The 12,640-nt window shown below is 40.4% G+C and carries 9 protein-coding genes; 7 read left to right on the top strand and 2 right to left on the bottom strand.

Features of this window, described 5'->3' with window-relative positions:
• The first annotated feature begins 38 nt into the window (after window positions 1-38).
• The 3 genes from ADH51_RS07965 (at window position 39) to ADH51_RS07955 (ending at window position 4,002) form a co-directional block, all read left to right on the top strand.
• Window positions 39-692, top strand: coding sequence for a uracil-DNA glycosylase (locus ADH51_RS07965; protein WP_002890923.1), 654 nt, complete (start codon window positions 39-41; stop codon window positions 690-692).
• 19 nt (window positions 693-711) lie between these two features.
• Complete coding sequence (locus ADH51_RS07960) at window positions 712-1,980, top strand: dihydroorotase (protein ID WP_048675884.1); 1,269 nt, start codon at window positions 712-714, stop codon at window positions 1,978-1,980.
• A gap of 75 nt (window positions 1,981-2,055) precedes the next feature.
• The gene (locus ADH51_RS07955) at window positions 2,056-4,002 is read left to right on the top strand and encodes a DUF2207 domain-containing protein (RefSeq protein WP_048675880.1); all 1,947 of its coding nucleotides are present in this window, start codon (window positions 2,056-2,058) and stop codon (window positions 4,000-4,002) included.
• Window positions 4,003-4,168: 166 nt separating this feature from the next.
• Here the strand turns inward: ADH51_RS07955 and ADH51_RS07950 are convergent, their stop codons facing one another.
• Both ADH51_RS07950 and ADH51_RS07945 read right to left on the bottom strand, forming a co-directional pair.
• A complete protein-coding gene (locus tag ADH51_RS07950; protein ID WP_002884888.1) occupies window positions 4,169-5,458 on the bottom strand; it encodes a hypothetical protein in 1,290 nt (429 codons plus the stop codon).
• The gene (locus tag ADH51_RS07945) at window positions 5,448-6,710 is read right to left on the bottom strand and encodes a hypothetical protein (protein WP_223297839.1); all 1,263 of its coding nucleotides are present in this window, start codon (window positions 6,708-6,710) and stop codon (window positions 5,448-5,450) included. Before ADH51_RS07945 ends, ADH51_RS07950 begins: the two co-directional genes overlap by 11 nt.
• Before the next feature lie 180 nt (window positions 6,711-6,890).
• Between ADH51_RS07945 and ADH51_RS07940 the strand changes: the two genes are divergently transcribed.
• The 4 genes from ADH51_RS07940 (at window position 6,891) to lpdA (ending at window position 12,438) form a co-directional block, all read left to right on the top strand.
• Complete coding sequence (locus ADH51_RS07940) at window positions 6,891-7,862, top strand: thiamine pyrophosphate-dependent dehydrogenase E1 component subunit alpha (protein WP_048675875.1); 972 nt, start codon at window positions 6,891-6,893, stop codon at window positions 7,860-7,862.
• 24 nt (window positions 7,863-7,886) lie between these two features.
• The gene (locus ADH51_RS07935; RefSeq protein ID WP_048675872.1) at window positions 7,887-8,885 is read left to right on the top strand and encodes an alpha-ketoacid dehydrogenase subunit beta; all 999 of its coding nucleotides are present in this window, start codon (window positions 7,887-7,889) and stop codon (window positions 8,883-8,885) included.
• 235 nt (window positions 8,886-9,120) lie between these two features.
• Window positions 9,121-10,509 (top strand): dihydrolipoamide acetyltransferase, encoded by a 1,389-nt coding sequence (locus ADH51_RS07930; protein WP_048675870.1) that lies wholly within the window; start codon window positions 9,121-9,123, stop codon window positions 10,507-10,509.
• A 171-nt stretch (window positions 10,510-10,680) separates the two neighbouring features.
• The gene (gene lpdA, locus ADH51_RS07925; RefSeq protein WP_048675868.1) at window positions 10,681-12,438 is read left to right on the top strand and encodes a dihydrolipoyl dehydrogenase; all 1,758 of its coding nucleotides are present in this window, start codon (window positions 10,681-10,683) and stop codon (window positions 12,436-12,438) included.
• Window positions 12,439-12,640: the final 202 nt, after the last annotated feature.

The raw sequence follows: 12,640 nt of genomic DNA, 5'->3' as shown, positions 1-12,640 counted from the left end.
ATAATTTAGGGTGTAAAACAGTCTAAAAAGAGGTTTTTATGGAACATTCGACATGGCACAAGCTTCTGAAAGAGGAGCTGCCTGACCATTATTTTTCAAAGATAAATCAGTTTATGGACCAGGTTTATAGCCAGGGGACGGTTTATCCGCCGCGTGACAAGGTTTTTAATGCCTTGTTGGAGACTCCGTTTGAAGAAGTGCGGGTGGTAATCCTTGGTCAGGACCCTTATCATGGGCCTCATCAAGCACAGGGACTTTCCTTCTCGGTACCTGATAGCCTTCCAGCTCCCCCGTCTTTGAAAAATATTCTCAAGGAATTAGAGGAAGATTTAGGTCCTAGATCCTTTCATGATTTAACGTCATGGGCAAAGCAGGGGGTGCTTTTGCTTAATGCCTGTCTAACAGTTCCAGCAGGTCAAGCAAATGGGCATGCTGGTCAGGTTTGGGAACCTTTTACAGATGCTGTGATTAAGGTTCTCAATCAAAAGGATACTCCTGTTGTCTTTATACTTTGGGGTGGCTATGCTCGTAAGAAGAAGGCACTAGTGACTAATTCTAAACATGCCATTATTGAGAGTGCCCATCCGAGTCCTTTGTCGGCCTATCGTGGTTTTTTTGGCAGCAAGCCATTTTCAAAAGCCAATGCCTACCTTGTATCTCAAGGCCAATCCCCAATTGATTGGTTGAAGTAAAATAGAAAGTTGGAAGATTATGTTACTGATTAAAAATGGTCGTGTTGTAGACCCTAAGTCTGGTTTGGATACGCAAGCTGATGTTCTTGTTGATGGTAAAAAAGTCGTTAAAATTGCTGAAAATATCGAGGCTGAAGATGCTCAAGTCATCGATGCGACTGGTCTTGTGGTTGCTCCTGGCTTGGTGGATATCCATGTTCACTTCCGTGAGCCAGGTCAAACTCATAAGGAAGACATTCATACTGGTGCCTTGGCAGCGGCTGCGGGTGGTTTTACAACAGTTGTAATGATGGCTAACACTAATCCAACGATTTCAGATAAGGAAACCTTGGAGGAGGTCTTGACTTCGGCAGCTAAGGAAAATATCCATGTTAAGTCTGTTGCGACTATTACTAAGAATTTTGATGGTGAAAATCTCACTGATTTCAAGGGTTTGCTTGAAGCCGGTGCTGTCGGATTCTCAGATGATGGTATTCCATTGACCAATGCTGGTATTGTCAAAAAAGCCATGGAGCTAGCTAAGGAGAATAATACCTTCATCAGCCTTCACGAGGAGGATCCTGATCTAAATGGTATTCTCGGTTTCAATGAAAATATTGCTAAAAAAGAATTCCATATTTGTGGGGCAACAGGTGTAGCTGAGTACAGTATGATTGCGCGTGATGTCATGATTTCTTATGATACACAAGCCCATGTTCATATTCAACACTTGTCAAAAGCTGAATCTGTAAAAGTGGTTGAATTTGCTCAAAAACTTGGAGCACAAGTTACAGCCGAAGTGGCACCACAACATTTCTCTAAGACAGAAGACCTCTTGCTCTCAAAAGGTGCTAATGCCAAGATGAACCCACCACTTCGTTTGGAATCTGACCGTCAGGCCGTCATCGAAGGGTTGAAATCTGGAGTCATCTCAGTCATTGCCACAGACCACGCGCCACACCATGCCGATGAAAAGAATGTCGATGATGTGACTAAAGCACCATCAGGAATGACTGGTCTTGAAACATCTCTATCTCTTGGATTGACCTACTTGGTTGAAGCAGGACACTTAAGCTTGACGGAACTCTTGAAAGTAATGACTAGTAACCCATCTGATCTTTATGGCTTCGATGCTGGTTATTTGGCTGAAAATGGACCAGCTGACCTTGTGATTTTTGCAGACAAGGAAAAACGTCAGGTCACAGCAGACTTTAAGTCTAAAGCAGCCAATTCACCATTTGTAGGCGAAGAACTTACGGGCAGTGTTAAATACACTATCTGTGACGGTGAGATTGTTTATCAAGCCTAAATAGCAGATCAGAGCAGGGCACATCGAGACACTTGGTGTTGCACCTGCTTTTTTAGTCCTTAAAGGAGCAAAATGATGAAAAAGATACTGAAAGGTCTTGTTAAATACCTTGCTTTAACTGTTTTGTTAGCCTGTTTTCTGCCACTTTCTTTGCAACACGTTCAAGCTGACGAGGATGAGGTAGAGTATAGTCTACCTTCCTATGTTGGTCACCTTTCTATACATGATGATGGTAATGCGACGTTTACTCAGGAAGTGACTTATTATTTTGATAGTGACTATAAAGGTCAGTATGTAACCTTGGGGAAAATTGGTGGTTATTCTATTATGGATGATCCCAAGGTTTCAGCAACCGTAAATGGGAAAGAAAAAACAGATATTACAGTTGAAAAAACAGACTCTTATGATGGTGTTAAACTCAAAGTTTATAATTCAGGTTCAGATGGTGATAGGGTTGTCCTCAAAGTTACTTGGCAAATCCAACAGTTGTTGAATCTATATTCAGATATTGCAGTTTTAAATTGGTTTCCAATCTCTGATTGGGATAAAGGATTTGGACAGGTTGATTTCACAGTTGATGGTCTAGATGCAAGTCAAGGAGAGCTTTACGCCCACACTGGCTATTTTGGAAAAGACCCACAGGTTAAACGTACTGCTACAGGTTATCAGGTTCATGTAGACAATTTACCATCATCAGGTAAATTGGAATTACATGCCTACTGGCCGATGACCAGTGCTTTACGGGAAAATAATCAGGCTTATTTATTACATAAGACAAATGAGGCAGAGTTTTTTAAAAAAGAAAGAGATATCAAAAAGTCTAAAGAAAACTATCGACGCATTTTTTATGTCATTTTGCCACTTGTAATTTTAAGCTTTGTTCTTATTGGTATTTTCTGTTACCTTATTGTTCTTTATAGCACTAGAGCGCCTTCTTTCCCTCGAGATGCACGTCTTTATGAAGCCCCTCAAGATTTAGCACCTTTGGTCTTAGCTAAGAATGTTTATAATCAGTCTTTCGATAAAACAGGGCTAAAAGAAGAAACGGGTGGTCCTTTGAAGTTCAAATATATGGTGCAAGCTACCATCCTCGATTTGATTGATAGAGGTTATCTCACTTTTAGGCGAGAAGGTGATAGTAATATTCTGACACGTATTGAAAAGGAAGGTCTCTCTTCGTTTGAAGTGTCATTCTTAGATATGTTGTTTGATGGTCGCATGGAAATTAGAGATAGTGAAATGTTCTCGCGCTATTATCTTGATAAAGATGCTCTAGAAAAACAATTCAAGAGTGCTAGAACAAGCTATGAGCGAGAAACTATTCGTTCTCAGGGAAAACGTGTCAAATATCAATTCTCTAATGACGGCTATCAAGTAGCCAAAGGCGTTGAAAAAGAGGAATTTGCGCTAGGACTTCCTAAAATTTATAGAGATTTTAGTGCGAAAGAAAAGACATTTAACATATTAGGAGTAGCAGCTTTGGCACTTTCAATGATGCTTTGTATGCTTTCAACTTTGTTCATATTTGGTGCATTTGGATCAGGAGTTGGTTTTTACTATATTCTCGGACTACTACCTATAGCAGGACTTACCGTTTTATTCTGGTTCTTGGTGAAAAGACGTCGTCAGAGATGTCTTGATGAAACTCAAATTTCAACGTATTACCAGTGGCATAGCTTTAAAAATATGATTCAGAGTATTCCTAGCTTTAAAGAGTCAGAATTAGAATCTGTCATCCTATGGAATCGTATCTTGGTTTATGCGACACTCTATGGACAGGCGAAAAAAGTTAGTGATGTGCTAAAACGATACAACATCCACCTCAGTAATCCATCTCTAGATGAGTTTACTTATTCTGCAACACCATTTATTATGCTGAACAATGTCAATTATCTAGAATCTTATGTTTCTGCCTCAGATACCGTAAGTAGCTTTTCTATCAATTCAAATAGTGGTAGTGGCGGCTTTGGAGGCGGTGGCTTCTCTGGTGGTGGCGGAGGAGGCGGTGGTGGCGCCTTCTAAGTTACGCTAGTTGGAGTTTACTATCAATAGAGACACTCAGTCTATATGATCTTGGGTGTCTTTTTGTTTGGCGAATAATTCCTTTCATTCTAAACTGTTAGGAATTTTTAGTGAGAAGAGATATAAAGCAACAAAAAAAGAGCCAGTGGCTCTTTTTCATTATCACTTAATAACCAGGCTCAAAGACTTCAATAATTTGAGTCAGATAACCTGCATGTAAACCGATGCGATAGTCAACATTTGGTAGGCTCTTTACCAATTCATTAAGGTCTTGATCCTTACTAACCTTGTCAGTCAAAACAGGTAATTCAACAACAAGGAGTTGTGAGTGATCCAGTTGCAGGTAACTACTATTGACCTTGATGTCAGGACGAAGGAGTTTAAATATGGCTCTATCTGAAGCTTGGAGAAGTTGATACAAATCTAAATCAGATAAAGGAACTTCACCAAACTGAGGACTAATATTTATGGAAATGTCGACATGTGCTGCTCTCATTTCCAAAATACGATTTGAAAGAAAACTAGCTAATATAGGATTGCTGAGCTTATCCAAGTTTTCTTGCGTCTCTGGATTACCAATGCTAGCATTATCCGTTTTATAAATCTCAAGTAGACTAGTAGCTTTGGCAGTATCTCCATCTTCCAAAGCCAGTGAAACATCCTTGAGATTTTTTTTGAATAGGTCAAAGGATTTCTGCTTTTGGGTGATAATCTGGATAAAGGACTTGCTGTAGTTAGTCATAGTACCCAACAATTTATGACGTTCTTTGTTAAGTCTATCGATAGATTGTTGGTGAATAGCCTGGTTCCAATTGTAAAAATCCCATAGAAGTAGGGCAATATAGAGAACTAAAATCACAGAACTATTAGAACTAACCTTAAAAACCATTTCAAATAAATTTTTAGGGTCATTAGCTGTTGGAAGGATACTGTTAAGACCATGGATAACAGTAAAGAAGACATAGTAGATAGCTAGGAAGGCAGTACTTCGCAACCAGTTTCGTCTAGCCCAAGCTTCGTCAAGACTACTCATCTGATTGAGATCTACTGCGAAGATCTTAAGCGTTAGGTAAATAATTAACGGAGCTAAGATGTAGGTGAGGATATGTAAGTTAGTATTGAGGGTAACATCACCTTTGATATGGAAGACGTGAGGGAGAATGACGAGTGAAAGTAGTCGGGTAGCCATATCAAAAAGGATAGTTGGATAAAAAGCGTAAAGTAATCGATGATAGAAAGAACGCTCTTTGACAAGGGCCAAATCAGCAACAAGGAAGAAAAGTGGATCTATAACGATTTTGACTAAGTTAAAGTAAGATGCAGCAGCTACATAGGATAGAAATAAAAGTAAGATGTGTCCTCGTAGTGGCTTAACTTTAGACATGGTCTGGTAGAGGTACCAAATAGAAATGAAACTAACAGCTTGTAAGAGAGGATTGATAATATTAGTAATCATTGTAACCTCCTTTTGTCATGTCAATCTCAATTTGTAAGCGATAGATCCCAGCACGCGTATTTGAAACAACGTTAACGTTTGGATAAGTAGCTAGGATACTATTGACACGTTTTAGTTCAGGATCAGCGAAATCAGATGTAATAGCTGAATCTTCTTTAGTGCTTGAACTTTCAACGACAAAGTGTTGACTATCCTCGTCTTTAAAATAAGCATAGCTAAGGTATTTCTGTTCACTATCTTGTGCTTGGTCAATGACGTGATCCAAGATCGTTGATAAGACATATACCCAGTCTAGAGGATAAATAGGATAGATGGTAATGGGTTCTGGAACCTCCATGCTAACCCAAACATTCAGTTCTTTTGCCTTTAAAAATTTTGCTTCAAAGAGTACTTGTAAATCAGGCAGTTTAATATTTTCCAGTTTATCTCGATAAAAATGATCAATCTTCTTGTCTAGTGGATTCGGAGTCAGCAAGTAATCAATTAACTCCTGAGCCTCTTCGTTTTGTTGGAAACGAATGATATCATAGAGATTTTCAGCTTCATCTTTGATAAAGAGCTCTTGACTAGTTTTTTTCTGGTACCAAGTATTGATGTTCTGGCTTGATTTTTGTAGAAGGTGAGAATGTTCTTCTTGGGCCGCCTGTGTTTGAGCATTGAGGTCTTTTCTATATAAATTAACCTGCTCAGATAGAATCAAGGCTGTAATAATAAGAAAAGCAACGGTAAAGTGAATGCTTGTCGAAAGGAGTTCGGAAGCAAAGTAAATAATAGCCAAGGTACAAAGGGCAACAGATGTTGATCTGTACCAAGGTCTTGCCTTATCAATTTGCATCATTCGAGAGTAGTCCACCTGAAGAAGGGCACTTTGAGCAAACCACAGCAAGAAAGCAAGCAAGAGTATGAATGGACCAGCATAATAGTAATCTAGGACAGAAGGGAAAAAGATTGGAATAATCAGGAAAATGACCAGTCTCACCATTAAAGCAAAGGTGAAAGGTATAAAGAAAGTCTCCAAAATGGTATGCCTTAGATTTTTGTAGGATTTAGTAGCTAGCAAAAGTACAAGGGCAATAAAGCCTGATTTTGGAAAGGAAATGCCAAAATAACTAGTGGCGAAAATTGCTATTCCTGCTAAAATAAGAATCCAGTATCTAAGAGACCTCTGGGTGGTCATCTTGAAGATAACAATTTGTAAAATAAAAGCTATACATGCCGTAAGTCCGTGAACGATGACGTCACTCAATATCAAATATTCTCCTATTCGGGTAAAATCTATACAATTATACCATATCGCTTAAAAAAAGAGCATACGAATTGCCTATAAGTGATAAGGTTGTAAGGCTTTTCATTTTTCAAGCATATTTCTTGCTCATTAAGTTTTTTTAACCTATCCTAGATGTATAGAAAAATTTCGATAGAGGAGATCGATATGGTAAAACTTTCTAAAGAGACACATCTTGAGATGTTCACTAAAATGGAACGTATTCGTGAATTTGATTCACGTATTAATAAATTGGTTCGTCGTGGCTTTGTTCAAGGAATGACTCACTTTTCAGTAGGTGAGGAAGCAGCTAACGTTGGTGCTGTTCAACACTTGAGCTATGACGATATCTTCTTTTCAAATCACCGTGGCCATGGACAATCTATCGCCCAAGACATGGATTTGAATAAAATGATGGCAGAACTTGCCGGTAAGGCTACTGGTGTTTCTAAGGGCCGTGGTGGTTCTATGCACTTGGCTGACTTTGAAAAAGGTAACTATGGAACTAACGGTATTGTTGGTGGTGGTTACGCTCTTGCCGTAGGTGCAGCCCTCACTCAGCAATACAAAGAAACAGGAAACATTGTTGTGGCATTCTCTGGAGATGGCGCAACCAACGAAGGTTCATTCCATGAGTCAGTCAATATGGCAGCTACTTGGAAATTACCTGTTATCTTCTTTATCATCAATAACCGTTATGGTATCTCAATGGATATCCATAAGGCTACAAATACACCTCACCTTTATACACGTGCGGAAGCTTATGGTATTCCTGGTTTCTACTGTGAAGATGGGAACGATGTTTTGGCTGTATATGAAACAATGGGCAAGGCTGTTGAGCATGTCCGTGGTGGCAACGGTCCTACTATTGTTGAGGTAGAATCTTATCGTTGGTTCGGTCACTCAACTGCCGATGCGGGTGTTTACCGTACTAAGGAAGAAGTTGACGAGTGGAAGAACAATAACGACCCTATTATTAAATACCGTGACTATCTCGTTTCTGAAAATATCGCAAGCGCTGAAGAGTTAGATGCCATCCAAAGCCAAGTTAAGGCAGAGGTTGATGCAGCTTATGAGTTCGCCCAAAATAGCCCAGATCCAGAACTTTCAGTTGCCTTTGAAGATGTATGGGTAGACTAAAGAGAAAGGTTGAGGAATACAAGTATGAGTGAAACAAAATTGATGGCCTTGCGTGAGGCAGTAAACCTTGCTATGAGCGAGGAAATGCGTAAAGACGAAAATATCTTCCTTATGGGTGAAGATGTTGGTATCTATGGTGGTGACTTCGGTACATCAGTTGGTATGTTGGCAGAGTTTGGTGAAAAACGTGTTAAAGATACACCAATTTCAGAGGCAGCTATCGCTGGTGCAGCTGTTGGGTCTGCCATTACAGGTCTTCGTCCAATCGTTGACTTGACTTTCATGGACTTCATCACGATTGCCCTTGATGCTATCGTTAATAATGGTGCAAAAAACAACTACATGTTTGGTGGTGGTTTGAAGACCCCTGTAACCTTCCGTGTAGCCTCTGGTTCAGGTATTGGTTCTGCGGCACAGCACTCACAATCTCTTGAGTCATGGTTGACTCACATTCCAGGAATTAAAGTAGTTGCTCCAGGTAATGCTAACGATGCTAAAGGTCTTTTGAAATCTGCTATTCAAGACAATAACATTGTTATCTTCATGGAACCAAAAGCACTTTACGGTAAGAAAGAGGAAGTAACACAAGATCCTGATTTCTACATTCCACTTGGAAAAGGTGAAATCAAGCGTGAAGGAACTGACCTTACTATTGTCACATATGGTCGTATGTTGGAACGTGTTCTTAAGGCTGCTGAAGAGGTGGCTGAACAAGGTATCAATGTTGAGGTTGTTGACCCACGTACGCTTATCCCACTTGATAAGGAATTGATTTTCGAGTCAGTTAAGAAGACTGGTAAACTTATGTTGGTCAATGATGCTTATAAGACTGGTGGATTCATCGGTGAGATTGCTGCTATGGTTACAGAAAGTGAAGCGTTTGATTACCTTGACCATCCAATTGTACGTTTGGCAAGTGAAGATGTGCCTGTACCTTATGCGCGTGTCTTGGAACAAGCGGTTCTTCCAGATGTTGAAAAGATTAAGGCTGCTATTGTCAAGATGGCCAATAAAGGAAACTAACTTTCTAGCGACGGTTAAGTGATATTTCTCGCTAGTAAAATGTGTTTCTTGTTTTAACTGTGGGAGTATCGGAAATTATAATTTAAAGTAGAAAGGAGAGGGCGTTAAAGCGTTTGAGTCGATTTGAACTCGAACGAAATGCTTCGGAATTTAGATAGTTTTACTGGTGTGCAAGCACACTAACGTAAAACTCCTAAAATTCTGTCGCATTTTAGCGTTCTTAGTATCATAAAATATGGCTTTTGAGATTATTATGCCTAAGCTTGGTGTTGATATGCAGGAAGGCGAAATCATCGAGTGGAAGAAACAAGAGGGTGATGTGGTTAATGAGGGAGATATCCTTCTTGAAATCATGTCAGATAAGACGAACATGGAACTTGAAGCAGAAGATTCTGGTGTTCTTTTGAAGATTACCCGTCAGGCTGGTGAAACTGTACCAGTTACTGAGGTTATTGGTTATATTGGAGCAGAAGGTGAAGTGGTAGCTGACAACGCAGCTAGCGCACCTGTTACTGAACCTGCGCCAAAAGTTGAAGAAGTTGCCGCTGTAGCAGAGCCTGTAGTAGTAGCGCAAACGCAAGCACATATCGTTCACGAAGGCGGCAAAGTACGTGCAACACCTAAGGCTCGAAAGGTGGCGCGTGAGTTGGGGATTGACCTCGCTCAAGTTCCAGGAACTGGAGCAAAAGGTCGTGTTCATGCAGATGACGTTGAGAACTTTAAAGGTGCTCAACCTAAGGCGACTCCATTGGCACGTAAGATCGCAGCGGACCTTGGTATTGACTTAGCTAGCGTATCTGGAACAGGCTTTGGTGGTAAGATTACTAAGGAAGATATCCTTGCAATCAGTGCTCCAGCGCAAGTTAAAGAAGCGGCTGCTGCACCTGTGGTTGAAGCTAAACCTGAAAAAGTCTTGCCAGAAGGCGTGGAAGTTATCCCAATGTCTGCTATGCGTAAGGCAATTTCTAAGGGAATGACGCACTCATACTTGACTGCACCAACCTTCACCCTCAACTATGACGTGGACATGACTAACCTTATGGCTCTTCGTAAGCAAGTCCTTGACCCAATCATGAATAAGACGGGCATGAAGGTAACCTTCACTGATTTGATTGGTTTGGCAGTTGTGCGTACCCTTATGAAAGAGGAACACCGTTACCTCAATGCATCCTTGATTGACGATGCTCAAAATATCGAATTACACAAATTTGTTAATCTCGGTATTGCCGTTGGTCTCGATGATGGCTTGATTGTACCTGTCGTTCACGGTGCAGATAAGATGAGTTTGTCTGAGTTTGTTGTGGCTTCTAAGGATGTCATCAAGAAAGCTCAAGCTGGTAAATTGAAGGCTGCAGAAATGTCAGGTTCAACCTTCTCTATTACTAACTTGGGAATGTTTGGAACTAAGTCATTTAACCCAATCATCAACCAACCAAACTCAGCTATCCTTGGTGTTTCAGCAACTATTCAGACTCCAGTTGTTGTTGATGGAGAAGTTGTTGTACGTCCAATCATGGGTCTATGCTTGACAATTGACCACCGTATTGTAGATGGTATGAATGGTGCCAAATTCATGGTTGATTTGAAACATTTGATTGAAAATCCTATGGAATTGTTGATTTAAGAAAAAAATATCTGAAAACTGAAGTTTTAATAGAAAGGAGAGGGCGAACCAGAGGGTATAACTGAACCCGAGCGGAAAGCTTGGAAAATAGACCGTCTGTCTACGTCAGCAGGCTGACGTGTCAGACGCCTAATTTTCAGTCGCTTTCTGGTCGCTCTTGGTATCTTATAAATGGCTTTTGAGATTATTATGCCTAAGCTTGGTGTGGACATGCAGGAAGGCGAAATCATCGAGTGGAAAAAACAAGAGGGTGATGTGGTTAATGAGGGAGATATCCTTCTTGAAATCATGTCAGATAAAACGAACATGGAACTTGAAGCAGAAGATTCTGGTGTTCTTTTGAAGATTACGCGTCAGGCTGGTGAAACTGTACCAGTTACTGAGGTTATTGGTTATATTGGAGCAGAAGGTGAAGTTGTGGCTGATAACGCTGCTAGCGCACCTGTTGCAGAAGCAACTGCTCAGTTGGAATCAGCTGGTCTTGAAGTTCCTAAAGCTCCTGTCCAAGCTGCTCCAACAGCTGCTGCAGAAAAAGCACCTCTTGCTGACAATGAGTACGATATTATCGTTGTCGGTGGTGGTCCTGCTGGTTACTATTCTGCCATTCGTGGTGCACAACTTGGTGGTAAGGTTGCCATCGTTGAAAAATCTGAATTTGGTGGAACATGTTTGAATAAAGGATGTATCCCAACTAAGACCTACCTTAAAAATGCAGAAATCCTTGATGGACTTAAGATTGCAGCAGGTCGTGGTATCAACCTAGCGTCAACAAACTACACTATCGATATGGATAAGACAGTTGACTTTAAGAACTCTGTCGTTAAGACCCTTACTGGTGGTGTTCAAGGTCTTTTGAAGGCTAACAAGGTCACTATTTTCAACGGTCTTGGTCAAGTTAACCCAGATAAGACAGTTACTATTGGTTCAGAAACAATCAAGGGACGCAATATCATCCTTGCGACTGGATCTAAAGTATCTCGTATCAATATTCCTGGTATTGAGTCACAACTTGTGATGACATCAGATGATATTCTTGACTTACGTGAATTGCCTAAATCACTTGCTGTTATGGGTGGTGGTGTCGTTGGTATCGAGCTTGGTCTTGTTTATGCCTCATACGGTGTAGAAGTGACTGTTGTTGAGATGGCTGACCGCATTATTCCTGCTATGGATAAGGAAGTATCTCTTGAACTTCAAAAAATCCTTGCTAAGAAGGGTATGAAAATCATGACATCTGTTGGGGTTTCTGAGATTGTAGAAGCTAACAACCAATTGACCCTTAAACTTAATAATGGTGAAGAGATTGTAGCGGATCGTGCCCTTCTTTCAATCGGTCGTGTCCCACAATTGGATGGTCTTGAAAATCTTAACCTTGAACTTGACCGTGGTCGTATCAAAGTTAATCCTTATCAAGAAACATCAATCCCAGGAATTTACGCACCAGGTGATGTTAACGGAACTAAGATGCTTGCTCACGCGGCTTACCGTATGGGTGAAGTTGCAGCTGAAAATGCTATGCGTGGCAATGTCCGTAAGGCTCACCTTGACTACACACCAGCAGCTGTCTACACTCACCCAGAAGTCGCTATGTGTGGTCTTACTGAAGAGGATGCACGCGCTAAATACGGTGATGTCCTCGTTGGTAAATCAAGCTTCGCTGGTAACGGACGTGCCATCGCTTCAAACGAAGCTCACGGTTTTGTTAAAGTTGTTGCGGATGCGAAGTACCATGAAATCCTTGGAGTTCACATTATCGGTCCAGCCGCAGCTGAATTGATTAACGAAGCATCAACAATTATGGAAAATGAATTGACTGTAGATGAACTCTTGCAATCTATCCACGGTCACCCAACCTTCTCTGAAAACATGTATGAAGCCTTTGCTGACGTACTTGGAGAAGCTATCCATAACCCACCAAAACGTAAATAAAGTTGATAAAATTCTCGGACAGATGTTCGGGGATTTTTCTTTTGTCACACATTTTCATCTTTAGCTATATCTTGCAAATTTCTTTGGATTTTTAGTGTTAAATACGAATAGGTAGTTAAAGGGTTTTCAAATAAGATAAATCGCAATTTTGTAGCGTTTAGAATTTTATAATATTTCTGCCTTATTTAGAAAACTTTTAATA

This window comes from Streptococcus sp. 449_SSPC (genome assembly GCF_001073005.1).
GTDB classification, from domain to species: Bacteria; Bacillota; Bacilli; order Lactobacillales; family Streptococcaceae; genus Streptococcus; species Streptococcus salivarius_F.
This window is presented reverse-complemented; position numbering and strand designations above follow the sequence as displayed.

What these genes read in the sequence shown, in the direction of transcription:
- ADH51_RS07940 (WP_048675875.1), top strand. Translation starts at nt 6,891, where the DNA reads ATGGTAAAACTTTCTAAAGAGACACATCTTGAGATGTTCACTAAAATG.
- ADH51_RS07960 (WP_048675884.1), top strand. Translation starts at nt 712, where the DNA reads ATGTTACTGATTAAAAATGGTCGTGTTGTAGACCCTAAGTCTGGTTTG.
- lpdA (WP_048675868.1), top strand. Translation starts at nt 10,681, where the DNA reads ATGGCTTTTGAGATTATTATGCCTAAGCTTGGTGTGGACATGCAGGAA.
- ADH51_RS07935 (WP_048675872.1), top strand. Translation starts at nt 7,887, where the DNA reads ATGAGTGAAACAAAATTGATGGCCTTGCGTGAGGCAGTAAACCTTGCT.
- ADH51_RS07930 (WP_048675870.1), top strand. Translation starts at nt 9,121, where the DNA reads ATGGCTTTTGAGATTATTATGCCTAAGCTTGGTGTTGATATGCAGGAA.
- ADH51_RS07965 (WP_002890923.1), top strand. Translation starts at nt 39, where the DNA reads ATGGAACATTCGACATGGCACAAGCTTCTGAAAGAGGAGCTGCCTGAC.
- ADH51_RS07950 (WP_002884888.1), bottom strand. Translation starts at nt 5,458, where the DNA reads ATGATTACTAATATTATCAATCCTCTCTTACAAGCTGTTAGTTTCATT.
- ADH51_RS07955 (WP_048675880.1), top strand. Translation starts at nt 2,056, where the DNA reads ATGAAAAAGATACTGAAAGGTCTTGTTAAATACCTTGCTTTAACTGTT.